This window comes from Streptomyces gobitricini (genome assembly GCF_039532985.1).
Lineage (GTDB): Bacteria > Actinomycetota > Actinomycetes > Streptomycetales > Streptomycetaceae > Streptomyces > Streptomyces gobitricini.
The window spans coordinates 125,095-143,492 of record NZ_BAAASR010000001.1 but is presented as its reverse complement, the minus strand read 5'-3'; the positions used below and the strand labels follow the sequence as shown (position 1 = coordinate 143,492).

Annotated in this window: 16 protein-coding genes; 6 read left to right on the top strand and 10 right to left on the bottom strand. The window is 71.6% G+C overall.

The features are described 5' to 3' along the window. Positions 1-176: 176 nt before the first annotated feature. Positions 177-386, bottom strand: coding sequence for a DUF397 domain-containing protein (locus ABD347_RS00600; RefSeq protein ID WP_344355145.1), 210 nt, complete (start codon positions 384-386; stop codon positions 177-179). Further along, a complete protein-coding gene (locus ABD347_RS00595; protein WP_344355142.1) occupies positions 383-1,264 on the bottom strand; it encodes a helix-turn-helix domain-containing protein in 882 nt (293 codons plus the stop codon). The genes ABD347_RS00600 and ABD347_RS00595 overlap by 4 nt, the downstream gene beginning before the upstream one ends. A 158-nt stretch (positions 1,265-1,422) precedes the next feature. Between ABD347_RS00595 and ABD347_RS00590 the strand changes: the two genes are divergently transcribed. Both ABD347_RS00590 and ABD347_RS00585 read left to right on the top strand, forming a co-directional pair. Then, positions 1,423-1,857 carry an ATP-binding protein gene (locus ABD347_RS00590; RefSeq protein ID WP_344355141.1) on the top strand — a complete coding sequence of 145 codons (435 nt, stop codon included), beginning with the start codon at positions 1,423-1,425 and terminating at the stop codon, positions 1,855-1,857. Between the two features lie 292 nt (positions 1,858-2,149). Beyond that, on the top strand, positions 2,150-3,010 hold the full coding sequence (locus ABD347_RS00585; RefSeq protein ID WP_344355139.1) for a helix-turn-helix domain-containing protein: 861 nt from the start codon (positions 2,150-2,152) through the stop codon (positions 3,008-3,010). Between the two features lie 91 nt (positions 3,011-3,101). Here the strand turns inward: ABD347_RS00585 and aspS are convergent, their stop codons facing one another. Next, positions 3,102-4,868, bottom strand: a complete 1,767-nt coding sequence (gene aspS / locus ABD347_RS00580; RefSeq protein WP_344355136.1) for an aspartate--tRNA ligase — start codon at positions 4,866-4,868, stop codon at positions 3,102-3,104. 122 nt (positions 4,869-4,990) lie between these two features. Here aspS and ABD347_RS00575 point away from each other — a divergent pair, with 122 nt between their 5' ends. Then, positions 4,991-7,078 (top strand): SpoIIE family protein phosphatase, encoded by a 2,088-nt coding sequence (locus ABD347_RS00575; RefSeq protein ID WP_344355134.1) that lies wholly within the window; start codon positions 4,991-4,993, stop codon positions 7,076-7,078. Positions 7,079-7,266: 188 nt separating this feature from the next. On the opposite strand, the gene ABD347_RS00570 is transcribed toward ABD347_RS00575, so the two are convergent. From ABD347_RS00570 to ABD347_RS00550, 5 genes are all read right to left on the bottom strand, one after another. Further along, a complete protein-coding gene (locus ABD347_RS00570) occupies positions 7,267-8,073 on the bottom strand; it encodes a class I SAM-dependent methyltransferase (protein ID WP_344355132.1) in 807 nt (268 codons plus the stop codon). 108 nt (positions 8,074-8,181) lie between these two features. Next, positions 8,182-9,219 carry an AI-2E family transporter gene (locus ABD347_RS00565; RefSeq protein ID WP_344355129.1) on the bottom strand — a complete coding sequence of 346 codons (1,038 nt, stop codon included), beginning with the start codon at positions 9,217-9,219 and terminating at the stop codon, positions 8,182-8,184. A gap of 140 nt (positions 9,220-9,359) precedes the next feature. After that, the gene (locus tag ABD347_RS00560) at positions 9,360-10,352 is read right to left on the bottom strand and encodes a pirin family protein (RefSeq protein ID WP_344355126.1); all 993 of its coding nucleotides are present in this window, start codon (positions 10,350-10,352) and stop codon (positions 9,360-9,362) included. Between the two features lie 170 nt (positions 10,353-10,522). Beyond that, a complete protein-coding gene (locus ABD347_RS00555) occupies positions 10,523-10,918 on the bottom strand; it encodes a hypothetical protein (RefSeq protein ID WP_344355124.1) in 396 nt (131 codons plus the stop codon). Positions 10,919-10,973: 55 nt separating this feature from the next. Continuing rightward, on the bottom strand, positions 10,974-11,426 hold the full coding sequence (locus ABD347_RS00550; protein WP_344355121.1) for an SseB family protein: 453 nt from the start codon (positions 11,424-11,426) through the stop codon (positions 10,974-10,976). Positions 11,427-11,885: 459 nt separating this feature from the next. Between ABD347_RS00550 and ABD347_RS00545 the strand changes: the two genes are divergently transcribed. Then, complete coding sequence (locus ABD347_RS00545) at positions 11,886-13,712, top strand: acyl-CoA dehydrogenase (RefSeq protein WP_344355118.1); 1,827 nt, start codon at positions 11,886-11,888, stop codon at positions 13,710-13,712. A gap of 108 nt (positions 13,713-13,820) precedes the next feature. Here the strand turns inward: ABD347_RS00545 and ABD347_RS00540 are convergent, their stop codons facing one another. Then, positions 13,821-14,345: a DUF6083 domain-containing protein gene (locus ABD347_RS00540; RefSeq protein ID WP_344355250.1), complete on the bottom strand. Its 525-nt coding sequence runs from the start codon at positions 14,343-14,345 to the stop codon at positions 13,821-13,823. A gap of 143 nt (positions 14,346-14,488) precedes the next feature. Between ABD347_RS00540 and ABD347_RS00535 the strand changes: the two genes are divergently transcribed. Together ABD347_RS00535 and ABD347_RS00530 are read left to right on the top strand one after the other, a co-directional pair. Continuing rightward, positions 14,489-15,781, top strand: coding sequence for a M18 family aminopeptidase (locus tag ABD347_RS00535; protein WP_344355115.1), 1,293 nt, complete (start codon positions 14,489-14,491; stop codon positions 15,779-15,781). A 67-nt stretch (positions 15,782-15,848) separates the two neighbouring features. Then, on the top strand, positions 15,849-16,073 hold the full coding sequence (locus tag ABD347_RS00530) for a DUF6458 family protein (protein WP_344355112.1): 225 nt from the start codon (positions 15,849-15,851) through the stop codon (positions 16,071-16,073). A 449-nt stretch (positions 16,074-16,522) separates the two neighbouring features. Here the strand turns inward: ABD347_RS00530 and ABD347_RS00525 are convergent, their stop codons facing one another. Then, the gene (locus ABD347_RS00525) at positions 16,523-18,367 is read right to left on the bottom strand and encodes an NHL domain-containing thioredoxin family protein (protein ID WP_344355110.1); all 1,845 of its coding nucleotides are present in this window, start codon (positions 18,365-18,367) and stop codon (positions 16,523-16,525) included. Positions 18,368-18,398 lie beyond the last annotated feature (31 nt).

The following is an 18,398-nucleotide window of genomic DNA, read 5'->3' as shown; positions in this document are numbered from 1 at the left end:
GAAGACGCGAGCGGCATTCGGCCGATCTCGGGAAACCGAACCGGACGGCGAGGGCACCCATCTTCAGATCATGGGCGTTGCCGTTGAGCGGGAAGGCCATCGACTCACGGATGTTGGGCTCGTGGTGCCGGACCGCGCCCCACGACAGCGTGCCCCCGCATGGGCACGCAGGCAAGTCAGTTGCGCGACGCGTATGAGACGAAGCCCGCCCATGCGGTCGGGGTGAGCGTGAGCTGGGGGCCGTTGAGGCACTTGGAGTCGCGGACGTGGACCGTGCCGGGGGAGGCGGCGACCTCGACGCAGGAGTCGCCCTCGCTGCCGCTGCTGTGGCTGCTCTTGAACCACGCGAGTTCGGACGAGGCCCCGACCGAGGTGTTGCGGATCATGTCTCTCCCAGCAGTTGCTCGATGAGGGCTCTCGACTCACGGGGAGTGAGAGCCTGGGCCCTGATGATGCCGTAGCGTAGCTCCAGGATATGGAGCTGCCGCCCATCCGTCACCGGTCGTCCGTTCGCCACCACGGGAGAGCGACCGACCGCTGATCCGTCACCGAACTTCAGCAACTCGATGCCGCCATCCACTCCTGCGTGCTCCTGCCGGTCCATCGGCATCACCTGAAGCTCGACGTTCCGCATGTGGGCCACCGTCAGGAGGTGTTCGAGCTGGGCGCGCAGCCGTGTCCTTCCGCCCAGCGGACGCCGGAGCGTCCACTCCTCCAGGACGAAGCCCATTTCTGGCGCGGGGTCCCGCTCGAAAACGGACTTGCGGGCCATACGACCGGCCACCATCCGCTCCACCTCGTCCTGCGAGTGCGCCGGCCGTCGCATGAGCAGCAGCCCGCGGGCGTACTCCGGTGTCTGCAACAACCCGTGGATGTTGAGCGGGTCGTAGAGCTGGAGCTCCACCGCCTGGGCCTCCACCTTGGCCAGTTCCCGGACTTTCTTCGGGTACCGGACCTTCGCCACGTCCTCCTTCATGGCCGAGAGCAACCCACCCGCCCCCAGGACCTCGTCCGCCTTGTCCAGGAACTCGGGCCGGGGAATCCGCTTCCCGCCCTCGATCTTGTAGACGAGGTCCTCGCCGTAGCCGACGGCCACTCCGAAGTCCGGGGCGCGCATGCCCACCGCCTCCCTCCGCAGCTTCACCTGCCGTCCCACCGTGGCGATGACGGCCACGCCCCAGTCGTCGTCCGGGTCCACCTCCCACCCCGGCTCGTCCGCGTCGCTCTTGAGCCGTCGTACTCCGGTCCCGCCGTCCACCGACATGCCCCGTACCTCTCTGTCCGCGCTCTCGTGCCGCGACGTCCCTACCCCTGCGGCTCGTCCGGACAGCCCGGACAGCAGTGGACAAGCTCCGGACAGTCACTCTACGCATCTGCGTCGTCACTGTTCACGGCCGGGCGGGGGCGGTCAGGCTCGGTGCTGTGAACCAGACCGACGTCACTCAACTCCGCACCCACTTCGCTCATTTCCAGGCCCTGCTGTCCTCCACCCCACGCGGCGCCCGGCTCGCCCGGCTGCTCGCCGTCGAGTGGCTGCGGACCCGGCAGGAGGTGCCGTACCGCGTGGCCGAGACCGCCGCGCAGCTCGTCGCGGAGCTCGCGGCCAACGCCGCCACGCACGGCCGCGTCGCCGGACGGAGCTTCCGGCTCGCGCTCCTCGCCGACGAGGGCGTCCTGCGGATCGAGGTCACCGACACCCGGGCGGACGACCTTCCCCACCGCCGCCCGCCGTCACTCGACGCGGAGTCCGGCCGTGGGCTGCTCCTCGTCGAGTCGCTCGCCGACCGCTGGGGCGCCACGCGCGGGCCCGCCCCGCAGAAGACCGTCTGGGCGGAACTCGATCTTCCGCGCTCCTGACCAGCGGCAACGACGCGGCCACCGGCCTACGGGAACGTGGACGCCGGTGGGGCCGCCGGTCTTCCAAGAAACGAAGAGAGAGAAAGGAACCGGACCAAACCCCACCCCTCCTCCCCCTCGGCGAGCCGCTCACTCACGCGGGTGAAAAACAGCAACTCGGCTGCCTTTGGGACGGGTTGCTTGATCTACGCTCAGCGCGACACACCACATCACCGCTGACATGCGTCGGCCCCCGCCGGGAGTGCGAATCCCAGTGCGGGGGCCTGACCACCGAGGAAGTTAGGGCTTCCCGATGGATACCCAGAACAGTAGCGTGCGCCCGCGCGCCCGGTCCCGTAACGACGGGAAAAACCACCCCTCCCGGGGAGCCCGCGAGGCCACGCACCGCGGCGGCGTCATCCACGACAACTCCCGCCACACGACCCGCTTCACGGTGATCGGCAACCACCTCGCCCAGCACGCCGAGCTGTCGCTCCTGGCGATCGGCCTGGCCGTCCACATCCAGTCGCTGCCCGGCGGCGCCCAAGTCGACATCGGGACCCTCGCGGACCGCTTCCCCGAGGGGAGGATCCGGATCTCGGGTGCCCTGCGGGAGCTGGAGGCGCACGGTTATCTGCGCCGTACCCGCATGCGCACCGAAGGGGGCAGGATGGTCACCCGCACGGTGTCCTGCAACCAGCCCGGCCGGACCGGCGCCACGGAGGAGCCGAAGCCCCGGCCCCGGCGCAGCACCGACGAGCCGGCCCGCCGCCGCGCGCTGCCCGCCGTACCGCAGCCCGCGTACGCCGCCCCCGACCTCCTCCGGACCGCCTTGGGAGTCCTGTCCGGCCTGCGCCGCGAGGACCCCCGCCTCCTGCTCTCCGCCACGGACGCCGAGCACCTCGTCCCGGGCGTCGCCGCGTGGCTCGAACGCGACCTCACCCCCGAGGCCGTCCAGCGGGCTCTGACCACCGGTCTGCCCCCCGAGCCGCTGCACCGCCCGGCAGCCCTGCTGGCCCACCGCCTCGCCGCCCAGCTGCCGCCCCCGCCGCCCTTCCGCACCCCGGACTCGCCGTCGGCCGTCAGGCATCCGCTCCAGAACTGCGACACCTGCGACCGTGCCTTCCGCGGCCCGGAGCCGGGAACCTGCGGGGCATGCGCTTCCGGGCGGTAAGCCCGGAAACGCGAAGGCCCGGAAACGCGAAGGCCCGGAACGCGAAGGCCCGGCATCCGAGGATCCCGGGCCTTCGTCGAGCAGCGGCGGACTACTTGTCCGCGACCGGCTTGCGGAGAGCGATGTTCAGCTCCTTGAGGCGGGCCTCCTCCAGCTCCGTCGGCGCGCCCATCATCAGGTCCTGGGCGTTGCCGTTGAGCGGGAAGGCGATCGTCTCGCGGATGTTGGGCTCGTCGGCGAGGAGCATGACGATGCGGTCGACGCCCGGGGCGATGCCGCCGTGCGGCGGGGCGCCGAACTGGAAGGCGCGGAGCATGCCGGCGAACTCGGTCTCGACGGTCTCCCGGGAGTAGCCGGCGATCTCGAAGGCCTTGAACATGATGTCCGGCTCGTGGTTCCGGATCGCGCCCGACGACAGCTCGATGCCGTTGCAGACGATGTCGTACTGCCAGCCGAGGATGTCCAGCGGGTCCTGGGTCTCCAGGGCCTCAAGGCCCCCCTGCGGCATCGAGAAGGGGTTGTGCGAGAAGTCGATCTTCCCGGTCTCCTCGTCCTTCTCGTACATCGGGAAGTCGACGATCCAGGCGAACCGGAAGACGTTCTCCTCGAACCGGCCGGCGCGCTTGGCGGCCTCGACCCGGACCGGGCCCATGATCTTGGAGACCTCGTCGAACTCGCCGGCACCGAAGAAGACGGCGTGGCCGGGCTTCAGGCCGAGGCGCTCGGTGAGGACCTTGACGTTCTCCTCGGTGAGGAACTTGGCGATCGGGCCGGTCAGCGCGTTGCCCTCGCCGACGCGGACCCAGGCCAGGCCCTTGGCGCCGAGGGAGACGGCGTAGTCGCCGAGGCCGTCGAAGAACTTGCGCGGCTGGTCACCGGTGTCCGGCACGGCCAGCGCGCGGACGTGCTTGCCCGCGAACGCCTTGAACTCGGAGTTCTCGAAGACGTCGGTGATGTCGACGAGCTCCAGGTCGGTACGGAGGTCCGGCTTGTCGTTGCCGTACTTGAGCATCGACTCGCGGAACGGGATGCGCGGGAACGGGGAGGTGACGTGGCGGCCGCCGCCGAACTCCTCGAAGAGCTCGGTCATCAGCTTCTCGATCGGCTGGAAGACGTCCTCCTGCTCGACGAAGCTCATCTCGACGTCGAGCTGGTAGAACTCGCCCGGCGAGCGGTCGGCGCGGGCGTCCTCGTCGCGGAAGCAGGGCGCGATCTGGAAGTACCGGTCGAAGCCGGAGATCATCAGCAACTGCTTGAACTGCTGCGGGGCCTGCGGCAGCGCGTAGAACTTGCCCGGGTTCAGGCGGGAGGGCACGACGAAGTCACGGGCGCCCTCGGGGGAGGTCGCGGTGAGGATCGGGGTCGCCATCTCGTTGAAGCCGAGGGCCACCATCTTGGAGCGGATGGAGGCGATGACGGCCGAGCGCAGCATGATGTTGCGGTGCATGCGCTCGCGGCGCAGGTCCAGGAAGCGGTACTCCAGGCGCCGCTCCTCGTTGACGCCGTCGTCCGTGTTGATCGTGAACGGCAGCGGGGCGGCCGCGCCCAGGACCTCCACCTCGGAGATCTCGACCTCGATCTCGCCGGTGGGAAGCTCGGTGTTGACGTTCTCGGCGCCGCGCGAGACGACCTTGCCGTCGACGCGGACGACCGACTCCTTGGTCTGCTTGTCGAGTGCCTCGTACGCGGCGGTGCCGGGACGGGCGACGAGCTGCGTGATGCCGTAGTGGTCGCGCAGATCGATGAAGAGGATGCCGCCCAGGTCGCGCCGATTGTGCAGCCAGCCGCTCAGCCGGACGTCGGTACCGACGTCAGAGGCGCGGAGCTCGCCGCAGGTGTGGGACCTGTACCGATGCATCGTCGTTCATCCAGTCTTCGGGGAGAGGGTTTGGCTCGACCCGTCAAGGTTACCGGGCGCGCCAAGATCGCCGGGGCACAGCTCGGTGGCGGCTTGTCCGTTCATCTTCTTAGAGTGGGGCAATGCGTACCGAGGACGTCCTGGCCGCCATCGCGACCGGCCTGTGGCGCTGGGACAACGCCTCCGGGATCGTCACGCTCGACGCGGAGGCGGCCCGGCTGCTGGGGCTGCCCGCCGAGCCGGTGGAGCTTACGGAGGCGGCCGTACGCTCCCGCTTCCACCCGGTCGACTGGAACGAGATCGACGGGGTCGTGAACCTCGCCGTGGCCGAGGGCACCCTGGCCGAGGCCCGGCTGCGGATCATGGACGAGAGCGGGCGGGTGATCCGTACCGTACGCAGCCGGTCGAAGCCGTTCATCGAGGGCACCGACTACCAGCTGGTCGGCACCCTCCAGGAGGTCGCCGAGCCGCAGCCCGGCACGGCGGCCCGTACGCCCGTGACGGGCGACTGGCGCCGTTCCCGCGAGGCGTTCCTGCTGGACGCGGGGCGGGCGCTGGCGGAGGCCCGGTCCACGGCCGAGGTGCTGCGGGTGGCGGCGTCGCTGTCGATGCCCGGCTTCTCGCCGGACGGGCTCGCGGTGTTCGGTGTCTCGGGCGACCGGCTGACGATCATCGGTCACCACGGGCACAACGCGGGCGATGACGGCCCGTTCACGGACATGCCGCTGGACACCGACTACCCGGCGGCCGAGGTGGTACGGACCGGGCGGGCGATCTACCTGCCGACACCGGCGGAGTACCGGTCCCGCTTCCCGGCGACCTGGCCCCTGGCGCAACGTTTCGGCAGGGAGTCGTGGGCGTTCCTGCCGCTGATCGTCGCGGGGCGCACGATGGGCGCCTGGATGGCGGCGTTCACCTACCGGGTGTCGTTCACGCCCGACGAGCGGTCCGTGCTGACGACCGTCGCCCGGATGCTGGCGCAGGCGCTGGCGCGGGCAGGGGTGGCCGAGTCGGAGCGGGAGCTGTCGCTGGGCCTCCAGCGCACGATGATGCCGGTCCTGGGGCCGGCCATCCCCGGCATGGAGGTGGCCGCGCGGTACGTCCCGACCGGCGGCGGGCTCCAGGTCGGCGGCGACTGGTACGACATGATCCAGTTGCCCGGAGGACGCGTCGCGCTGGTGATCGGCGACGTGCAGGGGCACGACGTGCGGGCGGCCGGGCTGATGGGGCAGCTGCGGATCGCGCTGCGCGCCTACGCCTCGGAGGGCCATCGCCCGGACGCGGTGCTGTCCCGGGCCTCCCGTTTCCTGTACGGCATCACGGACGGGGCCGAGGGCGGCGACCACGGGGCGGCGCGGTTCGCGACCTGCCTGTACCTGGAGGTCGACCCGGCGACGGGGACGCTCGACATCGCGCGGGCCGGCCACCCCGACCCGGCGATCCGGATGGCCGACGGCACGGTGATGCTGCGGCCGACGGCGGGCGGGCTGCCGCTCGGCATCGTGCCGGACACTGACTACCCGACGACCCGGCTCACCCTCGAACCCGGCGAAACGCTGATGGTCTGCACGGACGGGCTCCTGGAGACCGGTGGGCACGACCTGGAAACCGGCTGGACCCGTATCCGCACGCTGCTGGAGCTGCACGACACCGAGGGCGAGTCGCTGGAGGGGCTGGCCGACAGCCTGGTGCAGGCCGTGCACGGGCCGGGCTCGCACCACACCACCGGGCCGCTCGCCGACCGCCGCGAGGACGACATCGCGGTCCTGCTGCTGTCCAGGACCGGCGCGCCGCCGCGGACGGCCGCGGCCCGGCGTACCGCGATGACCGTCGCGCAGGCGGAACCGGAGCGGATCGCGGCGGCCCGGCAGCACCTGCGGGAGCTGCTGCACGACTGGGCGGACCCGGAGCAGGTCGACTCGGCGGTCCTGATGGTGTCCGAGATGCTCACCAACGTGCTGGTGCACACGGACGGCGACGCGCTGCTGGTGGCGGAGGCGACCGGTGACCACGGCAAGCGGCGGCTGCGGGTGGAGGTGGCTGACTCCAGCGACGAGCTGCCGCACCGGCGGCGGCCGGGTGAGATGGCGTCGTCGGGGCGCGGGCTGATCCTCATGGAGATGCTGGCGCACGAGTGGGGGGTGGACCCGCGGGGCGAGGGCAAGTCGATCTGGTTCGAGCTGCGCGAGGACCAGGGCGGCGAGCCCTAGCAGCCCGCGGTGGGGCGGGGGGTGTGGGGCGGGCGGGGTGGCGCAGAGGCGTGTGGGCGGCGACGCGGTGGCGTGTGGGCCGGGGGCGTGTGGGCCGGGGGCGTGTGGGCCAGGGGCCGGGCGGCGGGCGGCCGGGCGGGCGGGCGGGCGGCGACGGTGCGGAGCCGGTGCGGGGCGGACGCGGAGTGCTAGCTCGCCGCGACCGGGTGCGTGAGGCGCAGTTTGGACTGGCCGTGCGGCAGCCGCTCCCAGTCGTCCATGAAGTGAGCGACCAGGCCGTGCTTCGCCGCCAGCCGCACCAGCGTCTCCGTACGGTAGTAGAAGTCCTCGCCCAGCACGTGGTGCTCGTGGCCCTCGGTGCGGTCGTACGTGAAGTCGAAGAAGCCGCCGGGCGCCAGCACCCGTCCGACGTGCGCCAGGCACTCGTCGATGACCTCCAGGGGCGAGTGGGAGAACACGCTGTGCGCGTGGACCACCGTGAAAGCGGCGTCCGGCAGGAAGTCCAGCTTCAGGTCGTCGACGGGCGTCAGATACGGGAGCTTGCGCTGGAGTCCGTACCGTACGACGGTCTTCTTCGCCTCGATGAGGATGTCGGGCGAGATGTCGATCCCGTAGTAGTGGCCGGGCTCCAGGTGCTCGATGAACCGCCACCCGGCGCGCAGATTGCCGCAACCGATCTCCAGCATCCGGTCCTCGGGCCGCAGTCCGTGGGCGACGAGGTAGTCGTACTGCATCTGCCCGATGGCCAGCCAGCGCGCGTGCGAGGGGACGCCGCCCACCGCGGCCTCCGGACTGCGGGCGGTGTCGGACGCCATGACGGCCCGGTAGAAGCCGACGTGGTCGCCGCGGTGCTTCAGGCGCAGCCGGCAGTCCCGGGCGGCCCGCCGCAGGTGGGGCACGATCCGCTGGGGGTGCGTCAGCGCGTACCGCAGCTTGTGGCCGAGCCGGGAACGGTTCTTCAGCAGACGTGGTTCGGGTGGTGTCGCGTCCTGCATGACGGCCTCCGTACGTCCGGGCTGCTCCCTGCGGGGGATGCTAGCCAGCCGGGGAGGGCGGGAGCCGCCGACCGGGCCCGTGGCTCCCCCGAACGGCCGGACCGGGCGCTACGGGCCGCCGGCGGCGTACAGCCTCCGCAGTTCGCCGATCACCCCGAACGCGGCGGCCGTGAGCGGCACGGCGAGCAGCATGCCGAGGATCCCGGCGACGGACGCGCCCGCGGTGATGGTGATCATGACGACAGCCGGGTGCATCTGGACCGTACGGCTCTGGATCACCGGTTGCAGGACGTGCCCTTCGACGAGCTGTACGGCGAGGACGACGCCGACCGTCCACAGCGCGATGACGACGCCCCGGTCGGCGAGCGCCACGAGGATCGCCACCGCCCCGGAGATGAACGCGCCGAGGTACGGGATGTACGCGCCGACGAAGACGAGCGCGCCGAGCCCCACGGCGCCGGGGACGCGCAGGACCAGCAGGCCGGCCGTGATGAGGAGGGCGTCGATCAGCGCGATGAACGTGGTGCCGCGCATGAAGCCCTCCATGGCCTCGAAGGCGCGGCGGGCCATGGCCTCGACGTGGTCGGCGCCGCCCCGCGGCACGAGGGAGCGCAGCCCGCGCATCGCGCGGCCGGAGTCGCGGAGGAAGAAGAAGACGAGCAGCAGGGCGAGGACGGCCATGGCGATCACCTCGCCGACGACGCTCAGCCCGCTGATGACACCGGACGCCGCCGTGCCGCCGAATTTGCCGAGGAGGTCCCGGGCGTTGCCCGCGACGTCGTCCAGCGAGGTTCCGACGGCGCCGAAGTGCTCGGTGAGGTCGGTGGCGGCGCGGCGCAGCGAGGTGAGGATCTGGTCACCGGTGTCGATGAGCACGGCGACCACGATGTAGCCGGCGCCGCCGACGACGGCGACCACGGCCGCGCAGGTCAGCCCGGCGGCCAGGGACCGCTGGACCTTCATGGCGAGGAGCCGCCGGTAGAGGGGCCCGAGCAGCGCGGTCCCGAGGAGAGCGAGCAGGACGGGCGTGACGGCGGTCCGGAACGTCGCGCACAGCCATACGCCGACCGCCGCCACGCCGGTGACGAGCAGGATGACGACGCACCAGGCGGCGAGGCGCCGGACGGGTTCGGGAAGCGTGTGCACCGTCCCACGGCACCATGCCCGCGCCGGGCCCGCCCGTGGACGTGCCCCGCGCGAGGGACCCCCGCCCGGGAGCGGGGGCGGGGGGCGTCCGCGCCAGGACACCGCCCAGGGTGGCGGAGGCCCGGGCGGGGGGCGTCCCGTCAGGCGCCTGGTGCGATCTCCGGCCCCTGGCCGTCCTGCATGCCGTGGACGGCGGGGACGCGGCCGAGCCGGCCGGCCTGGAAGTCCTCGAAGGCCTGCTTGAGCTCCGCCTCGCTGTTCATGACGAACGGCCCGTAGTGCGCCATCGGCTCCCGGATGGGCAGGCCGCCCAGGAGGATGATCTCCAGGTCCGGGGTGTGGCCGTCCTGCTTGTCGTCGGCGCGGACGGTGAGTGAGCCTCCGTCGCCGAAGACGGCCGTCTGGCCGAGGTGGACGGGCCGGCGTTCGGTGCCGACGGAGCCGCGCCCGGCGAGGACGTACGCGAGGCCGTTGAAGTCCTGCCGCCACGGGAGCGTGATCCCGGCGCCCGGGCGCAGGGTGGCGTGGATCATGGTGATCGGGGTGTGGGTGATGCCGGGGCCCTGGTGTCCGTCGAGCTCTCCGGCGATGACGCGCAGCAGGGCGCCGCCGTCGGGGGAGGTGAGGAGCTGGACCTGGCCGCCGCGGATGTCCTGGTAGCGGGGGTCCATCATCTTGTCCTTGGCGGGCAGGTTCACCCACAGCTGGAGCCCGTGGAAGAGGCCGCCGGACATGACGAGGTGCTCCGGCGGGGCCTCGATGTGCAGCAGCCCGGACCCGGCGGTCATCCACTGGGTGTCGCCGTTGCGGATGGTGCCCCCGCCGCCGTTGCTGTCCTGGTGGACGAAGGTCCCGTCGATCAGGTACGTGACGGTCTCGAAGCCGCGGTGGGGGTGCCAGGGCGTGCCCTTCGCCTCGCCGGCGCTGTACTCCACCTCGCCCATCTGGTCCATCATGATGAACGGGTCGAGGTAGCGGTAGTTGATCCCGGCGAACGCGCGGCGCACCGGGAAGCCCTCCCCCTCGAAGCCGCTGGGCGCGGTGGTCACGGCCAGCACCGGGCGCGGTACGGCGCCCGCGGGCACGTCGACGCGCGGCAGGGTGAGCGGGTTCTCGACGGTCACGGCAGGCATGGCGGGTCCTCCTCGGGGCGGCGTGATCCCACTTTAGTTGAACGCTGAACTTCCTGCCAGGGGAACGCCCCTTCCCGCCCGCCCATTCCCGCCGGAGCCTCGGGAGCCGCCGGAGCCTCGGGAGCCGCCCACTCGGGGCGGGCCGCCCGCCGGCAACCCGGTCGCCTCCCTCAGGCGCGGGCGCCGGCCATGGTGTCCGTGATCAGCGCCAGCAGCGCCTCGTCCCGGGTCGGCAGCAGGAGCTCGACCGCCCCCTCACCCACCGCGTCGCACACCAGGGCGGAGCCGCCCTCGCACGGCGTGACGGCGACATCGGCCGGTGCCACCAGACGCAGCGACGTCCCCCCGGCACGGCTCAGCACGACTCCCCCGCGCGTCACCGAAAGCTTTCCGCGCCGCATGGCGGGGCCTTCCGACGCCACCCGGTGGCGGCAGCGCAGCACGACCTTCTCGCCACGCCGGTGCGCGGCCATGCGCCGGGCCGCGCCGACCTTGTCGAAGGTCACGCCGAAGAGCCGCAGGCCAAGGTCCGTCAGGGAATGCGCGATGAACTCGAACAACAACAAGGGGCAACCGTTCGTCGGTAGGGGGGAGGCGTCGGCGGACGCCGCGATCAGTGGCTCAGCCGTACATCCGCCGCATGGCGAAGTCGACCATCTGCTCCACGGCCTTCGCGTCGAACACCATCCGGTGGTCGCCCTCCATGTCGAGGACGAAGCCGTACCCGGTGGGCAGCAGGTCGATCACCTCGGCGCCGGTGATCACGAAGTACTTGGACTCCTTGCCCGCGTACCGGCGCAGCTCCTTGAGCGACGTGAACATCGGGATGACGGGCTGCTGGGTGTTGTGCAGCGCGAGGAAACCGGGGTTGTCACCGCGCGGGCAGTAGACCTTCGAGGTCGCGAAGATCTGCTGGAAGTCCTCGGCCGACAACGACCCGGTGGTGAACGCCCGCACGGCATCGGCGAGCGAGGGCGGCGACGGCTCGGGGTACAGCGGCTGCTGCTGCGCGTACCCCTGCTGGGGCGAGGCGTACTGCTGCTGGGCGCCCGGGTTCTGGTCGTAGCCGTACATGCCGGTAAGCGTACTGAGTACGAGGGGCCCCATGGCGCCCGCCCGGAGGATCCGCCGGCCGGGCGCACACGGGGAAGTCGCCGCTCGGCCACGGCCTTCGAGACCCCCCGGCGGGGCGGTCCGTCGAGGCGCGGGGCGCCCACGGGCTTCAGGCGCGCCGGGCATCAGGGGCGCGAGGGACGCGAGCCGTCACGGGCGCGAGGGCCACACAGGCCGCACAGGGCCAGGCCGCGCAGGCCGGACCGCCCAGCCCGCCAACCTGGCCGGAGGGGCTCCGACCAGGGCCTTTGCGCCACACCCACCGGGCCCGGGCGGAGGGCGGCGCGGGGGCCGCACGCGTAACGCGTCACAGATTGCCCGATAGGGGTTGCTCTTATTACCGACGGGTAGCATCATCGTAGCTACTTACTGGTACGTGTACGAGGATTCCGCCTCCCCGAGCCTTACGGAGCCGTCGCCATGGGGCACTACAAGTCGAATCTCCGCGACATCGAGTTCAACCTCTTCGAGGTCCTCGGGCGCGACAAGGTCTACGGCACCGGTCCGTTCGAGGAGATGGACGTCGAGACCGCGAAGAGCGTCCTGGACGAGATGCGCCGTCTCGCCGAGAACGACTTCGCCGAGTCCTTCGCGGACGCCGACCGCAACCCGCCGGTCTTCGACCCCGAGACCAACACCGCGCCGGTCCCGGAGACCTTCAAGAAGTCCTACCAGGCCTTCATGGACTCCGAGTACTGGCGCCTGGGCCTGCCCGAGGAGATCGGCGGCACCACCTCCCCGCGTTCGCTGATCTGGGCGTACGCGGAGCTGATCCTCGGCTCGAACCCGGCGGTCTGGATGTACTCCTCCGGCCCGGCCTTCGCCGGCATCCTCTTCGAGGAGGGCAACGAGGCGCAGAAGAAGATCGCCGAGATCGCCGTCGAGAAGCAGTGGGGCTCCACCATGGTCCTCACCGAGCCGGACGCCGGCTCGGACGTGGGCGCCGGCCGCACCAAGGCCGTGCAGCAGGACGACGGCTCCTGGCACATCGAGGGCGTGAAGCGGTTCATCACCTCCGGTGAGCACGACATGTCGGAGAACATCCTCCACTACGTCCTCGCCCGCCCCGAGGGCCACGGCCCCGGCACCAAGGGCCTGTCGCTGTTCCTCGTGCCGAAGTTCCACTTCGACTGGGAGACCGGCGAGCTGGGCGAGCGCAACGGCGTCTACGCGACGAACGTCGAGCACAAGATGGGCCTGAAGGCGTCCAACACGTGCGAGATGACCTTCGGTGACCAGCACCCCGCCAAGGGCTGGCTGATCGGCGACAAGCACGACGGTATCCGCCAGATGTTCCGCATCATCGAGTTCGCCCGCATGATGGTCGGCACGAAGGCCATCGCCACCCTCTCCACGGGCTACCTGAACGCGCTGGAGTACGCCAAGGAGCGCGTCCAGGGCCCCGACCTGGCGAACTTCATGGACAAGACCGCGCCCAAGGTCACCATCACGCACCACCCCGACGTGCGCCGCTCGCTGATGACGCAGAAGGCGTACGCCGAGGGCATGCGTGCCCTCGTCATGTACACCGCCGCCGTTCAGGACGAGATCCAGATCAAGGAAGCGGCCGGTGAGGACGCCAAGGCCCTGATCGGTCTCAACGACCTGCTCCTGCCGATCGTCAAGGGTTACGGCTCCGAGCGGTCCTACGAGCAGCTCGCCCAGTCGCTCCAGACCTTCGGTGGCTCCGGGTACCTCCAGGAGTACCCGATCGAGCAGTACATCCGTGACGCCAAGATCGACACCCTCTACGAGGGCACGACCGCGATCCAGGGCCAGGACTACTTCTTCCGCAAGATCGTCCGCGACCAGGGCGCCTCGCTGAACGCCCTCTCCGAGGAGATCAAGAAGTTCCTGGCCGTCGGCACCGGTGGCGAGGAGCTGGCCCCGGCCCGCGACGCGCTCGCCAAGGCGGCGGTAGACCTGGAGGGCATCGTCGGCACGATGCTGACCGACCTCACCGCCACCGGCGAGGACGTCAAGAACATCTACAAGGTCGGCCTCAACACCACCCGCCTCCTCATGGCCTCCGGTGACGTGGTCGTCGGCTACCTCCTGCTGCGCGGTGCCGCCGTCGCGGCCGAGAAGCTGGAGACCGCCTCCGCGAAGGACACGGCGTTCTACCGGGGCAAGATCGAGGCCGCGAAGTTCTTCGCCGCGAACATCCTGCCCAACGTCTCCACCGAGCGCGCCATAGCCGAGGGCGTCGACAACTCCCTCATGGAGCTGGACGAGGCCGCGTTCTAGTCCCGGTCCGCGAACGGCCCGAACGGTCCGGAACCGTACGACCGGTCCGAACAGTCCGGTCGATGGCGGCCCGCCCCCCGAGGTCCCGGGGGGCGGGCCGCTCCGTCTTCACCGGGCGGCGCACACCGAGAAGTGGCTCACCCGGCACGTGCCCGACGGCACCGCCCCGCGCAGCTGCACCGCCGTGCCGTCCCCCGCCACGTACCACCGCTCACCGCGCGGAACGCCCGCGACCGGACGCTCCCCCGGCTCCATCGCCACCCAACGGCCGTGCACCGTGCGGTGCCACCGGGCCCGCGCCCCGCAGAAACGGCAGGTCATCACCGAACCACTGCGCGGCGGGCGCGGCGCGGGTATCGAGGCGATCGGTGTCACGGGGGCCGAGGCGCGCGGCGGCGCCGGTATCGAGGCGCGCGGCGTCGCGGGGGCCGAGGCGCGCGGCGTCGCGGGGGCCGAGGCGCGCAGCGCAGCGGCGGTCACGGGCAGGATGTCGCCCAGGCGCACCGGCTCCCGGTCCGGGGTGCCCGTCGCCACGGTGGTGCACGCCGCGCACAGCGGCATTCCCAACAGGGCGCTCCACTCCGCCCCGGGTGTCTCGCATGCGGCACAGACGGGCGAGACGGGCGTGGTCATCGTGGTCACCAGTGCACCTCCGGTCGCGACCGGCGAGTCAGCGGACTGCTGTCCCGCTACGTCCTCCGATAGTCGCAGCCACCACTGACAACGGGCCGTTCACGACCGCCCCCCTCAACTGACCCGCCCGTAAAGTGAGGCCCATGAGCAGCTCACCCGCCCGCTTCGACCGCGGCCACACCGACGACCTCATGACCTTCCTGGCGGACTCCCCCACGCCGTACCACGCCGTGGCCAACACCGGCGAACGGCTGGAGAAGGCCGGCTTCCGGAAGCTGGACGAGACCGCCGCCTGGGACGGTACGAGCGGCGGCAAGTACGTCATCCGCGGCGGGGCGATCATCGCCTGGTACGTACCGGAAGGCGCAGGACCGCACACCCCGTTCAGGATCATCGGCGCCCACACCGACTCGCCGAACCTCCGCGTCAAGCCACAGCCCGACATGGGCGCGCACGGCTGGCGGCAGGTCGCCGTCGAGACCTACGGCGGAACCCTGCTCAACACCTGGCTCGACCGCGACTTGGGCCTGTCCGGCCGGCTGACGCTGCGGGACGGCAGCCACCGGCTGGTGAGCGTGGACCGGCCGCTGCTGCGCGTACCGCAGCTCGCGATCCACCTGGACCGGCAGGTCAACGAGGGCCTCAAGCTGGACCGCCAGCGGCACATGCAGCCGATCTGGGGGCTCGGCGACGACGTCCACGAGGGCGACCTGATCCGGTTCGTCGCCGACGAGGCGGAGGTGGCCGCCGGGGACGTGGCCGGCTGGGACCTGATGGTCCACGCCCTGGAGGCACCCGCCTACCTGGGGCGCGACCGGGAGCTGCTGGCCGGTCCGCGCATGGACAACCTGCTGTCGGTGCACGCGGGCGTCGCCGCCCTCGCCGCCGTATCCGCCGCCGGAGACCTGGAGTTCATCCCCGTACTCGCCGCCTTCGACCACGAGGAGAACGGCTCCGAGTCCGACACCGGCGCCCAAGGGCCCCTGCTCGGCGGGGTCCTGGAGCGGTCCGTCTTCGCACGCGGCGGCGGTTACGAGGACCGGGCCCGTGCCTTCGCCGGGACGGTCTGCCTCTCGTCGGACACCGGCCACGCCGTGCACCCCAACTACGCCGAACGCCACGACCCCACGCACCACCCGCGCGCGGGCGGCGGCCCCATCCTCAAGGTGAACGTCAACCAGCGGTACGCGACGGACGGCAGTGGCCGCGCGGTCTTCGCGGCGGCGTGCGACAAGGCGGGGGTGCCGTGGCAGACGTTCGTGTCGAACAACGACATGCCCTGCGGCACGACCATCGGCCCGATCACGGCCGCCCGCCACGGAATCCGGACGGTCGACATCGGCGTGGCGATCCTGTCGATGCACAGCGCCCGTGAACTGTGCGCCGCCAACGACCCGTTCCTGCTGGCCAATGCCCTGGTCGCGTTCCTGAAGTAGCCCGCCCCGCGTAGGTGTTGCGGGTCGGGGTACCCGCAACACCTACGCAGACGAGGAGGCGGGAATCATGGGCCTGGGTGGCTGCATCATTCTCATAGCGGTCGGGGCGATCCTCACCTTCGCGACCGACTGGGAAGCACAGGGTGTCAATCTGGACCTGGTGGGGCTGATCCTCATGGCGGTCGGCATCATCGGCGTCGCGACGTTCGCCAGCATCGCCAGGCGCCGGAGGGCGGTCGTCCCGACGGTGGCGCCGACGGTGGTCGACCCGATGGACGAACGGCGTTACTAGGCATCACGGATCAAGGCGCACGGACAGACCGGCCTGACACGATGCCGGCCCGGGCCGCCGGCCCGACGGGCGTGCCCTCGCACGCCATCGGCCCCGGGCGACAGGTCTTACGGGGCCTGCCCGCCCGCGGCTGCCGTAGCACTCGCGGTGACCGCGGGTCCGCGGTGAACACGGGTCCGCGGTGACCTTGGTGACCGTGGGCGGCTCCGTGACCGACGCGTACGGCGAACGGCCCGGCGGACCACGGTCCTCGCCCACGAGGCCCGCTCACCTTCGGGAATACCGCGACCGTCACCACGACACGACCGGGAGAGCGGGCGCGCGGGCAGGGAGACCGACGGGCCGGGCGGCCGGAAGGCCGCCCGGCCGACAGGTGCCGGCGCGCCGATCACGTTCCCCGTACCGACTCGTACCGACTCGTACCTGCCGGTATCGCCCCGCTTCGGCGCCTACTCGGTGTCCATCCCCGCGAGGATCAGCGGCAGCCGGGACACCCCTGACTCGGTGACCTTCACCGGAACGCCCCAGTCCTGCTGGTGGACGTGACAGGCGGGGTACTCGTTGGCCGGGTCGTCGTCGCAGGACGCGGCCATCGCCGACACGTGCAGCACGCCCTCCGGGACGGCCGGGTTCAGCGTCAGCTCCCGGAACAGGTCCGTGCCGGTGCCCTCGCCCGAGGTGAGCAGCCCGGGCGGCGTGGATGACACCAGGAGCCGCGTGGACGGCCCGTACCGCTCGTCCAGCTTCTGGCCGGTCGGCGCCCGGAAGACGACGTCCAGCCTCAGCGTGCCGGGCGCGACCTCGGTCGCCTCCCGCCTCGTCCGGTGGGCCACGGCGGCCACCTGGACGGCTTCCTCGGGCAGCCGCAGCCGGGTCAGCCGGTGGCGCGCCGACTCCACCACCACGATGTCGTCGCCGACGAGCACGGCGTCGCTCGGCTCGCGCAGGTCGGTGGCGAGGGTGGTGACCTCGCCGGTCGACGGGTCGTAGCGGCGCAGGGCGTGGTTGTACGTGTCCGCCACGGCGACCGACCCGTCCGGCAGGGCGGTGACGCCCAGCGGGTGCTGGAGCAGCGCCTGGCCGGCGTTCCCGTCCCGGTGGCCGAAGTCGAACAGGCCGGTGCCCACGGCGGTGTGGACGGCGCCCTCGGGGTCGACCCACCGCAGGGCGCTGGTCTCGGAGTCGGCGACCCACAGGCGCTCCTCGGTGGCGGCGAGCCCGGAGGGCTGGGCGAACCAGGCCTCGTCCGCGGGCCCGTCGACGAGCCCCTCGTTCGTCGTCCCCGCGGCGACGCGCACCGTGCCGTTCTCCGGGTCGTACGCCCACAGCTGGTGGACGCCCGCCATGGCGATCCACACCTCGCCCCGCCACCAGGCCACGTCCCACGGCGACGACAGGGCGACCTCGCGGGCGGGCCCGGCGGTGGGGGAGCCCTGCCACCACTGCGTCCCGGTCCCGGCGAGCGTCCCGACCTCCCCGGTGCCGAGGTCCAGCACCCGCAGGGCGTGGTTGACGGTGTCGGCCACGACCACCCGGCCGTCGGGCAGCGCGCAGAGCCCTTGCGGCTCGTTGAACCGCGCCTCGTCACCCTTGCCGTCAGCGAGACCGCGCTCACCGGCCCCGTACCGCCGCACGACGGTCTCACCGTCCGCCGCCAGCTCCACCACCTGGTGCCGCGTGGTGTCGGTCACCAGCAGGTTGCCGCTGTCCAGCAGGAGCGCCTTCCCGGGGAACCGCAGGTGCGTCGCGACGGGCTCCGGCGGCACGTACGGCCCGTCACCGCGCCGCAGGGTGCCCTTGGCCTCGTGCTCGGCCTCCAGCTCCTCGACGAGCGTCTCGATCGCCCTGGCGTGCCCCTCACCGGCGTGCTGGGCGACGACGTACCCCTCGGGGTCGATCACGACGAGCGTCGGCCAGGCCCGTACGGCGTACTGCTTCCAGGTGGCGAGCTCGGGGTCGTCGAGGACGGGGTGGTGCACCTGGTACCGCTCGACGGCGTCGACGACGGCCTGGTGCTCGGCCTCGTGGACGAACTTCGGCGAGTGGACACCGATGATCACGACGGTGTCCCGGTGCTTCTCCTCCAGCTCGCGCAGCTCGTCCAGGACGTGCAGGCAGTTGATGCAGCAGAACGTCCAGAAATCGAGGATCACTGTGCGACCTCGGAGGTCGGCGAGCTTCAGGTCCTTGCCACCCGTGTTGAGCCAGCCACCCTTGCCGATCAGCTCGGGGGCACGGACACGGGCACGGCGGGGCGCGGGCGCGGGGGTGGGCGCCGGGACGGCATCGTTCATGGTTCAAGCTTGCCATTCGCCGACGAGCGGC

What these genes read in the sequence shown, in the direction of transcription:
- ABD347_RS00600 (WP_344355145.1), bottom strand. Translation starts at nt 386, where the DNA reads ATGATCCGCAACACCTCGGTCGGGGCCTCGTCCGAACTCGCGTGGTTC.
- ABD347_RS00545 (WP_344355118.1), top strand. Translation starts at nt 11,886, where the DNA reads ATGGGGCACTACAAGTCGAATCTCCGCGACATCGAGTTCAACCTCTTC.
- aspS (WP_344355136.1), bottom strand. Translation starts at nt 4,868, where the DNA reads ATGCATCGGTACAGGTCCCACACCTGCGGCGAGCTCCGCGCCTCTGAC.
- ABD347_RS00540 (WP_344355250.1), bottom strand. Translation starts at nt 14,345, where the DNA reads ATGACCACGCCCGTCTCGCCCGTCTGTGCCGCATGCGAGACACCCGGG.
- ABD347_RS00575 (WP_344355134.1), top strand. Translation starts at nt 4,991, where the DNA reads ATGCGTACCGAGGACGTCCTGGCCGCCATCGCGACCGGCCTGTGGCGC.
- ABD347_RS00535 (WP_344355115.1), top strand. Translation starts at nt 14,489, where the DNA reads ATGAGCAGCTCACCCGCCCGCTTCGACCGCGGCCACACCGACGACCTC.
- ABD347_RS00595 (WP_344355142.1), bottom strand. Translation starts at nt 1,264, where the DNA reads ATGTCGGTGGACGGCGGGACCGGAGTACGACGGCTCAAGAGCGACGCG.
- ABD347_RS00525 (WP_344355110.1), bottom strand. Translation starts at nt 18,367, where the DNA reads ATGAACGATGCCGTCCCGGCGCCCACCCCCGCGCCCGCGCCCCGCCGT.
- ABD347_RS00550 (WP_344355121.1), bottom strand. Translation starts at nt 11,426, where the DNA reads ATGTACGGCTACGACCAGAACCCGGGCGCCCAGCAGCAGTACGCCTCG.
- ABD347_RS00560 (WP_344355126.1), bottom strand. Translation starts at nt 10,352, where the DNA reads ATGCCTGCCGTGACCGTCGAGAACCCGCTCACCCTGCCGCGCGTCGAC.
- ABD347_RS00530 (WP_344355112.1), top strand. Translation starts at nt 15,849, where the DNA reads ATGGGCCTGGGTGGCTGCATCATTCTCATAGCGGTCGGGGCGATCCTC.
- ABD347_RS00570 (WP_344355132.1), bottom strand. Translation starts at nt 8,073, where the DNA reads ATGCAGGACGCGACACCACCCGAACCACGTCTGCTGAAGAACCGTTCC.
- ABD347_RS00585 (WP_344355139.1), top strand. Translation starts at nt 2,150, where the DNA reads ATGGATACCCAGAACAGTAGCGTGCGCCCGCGCGCCCGGTCCCGTAAC.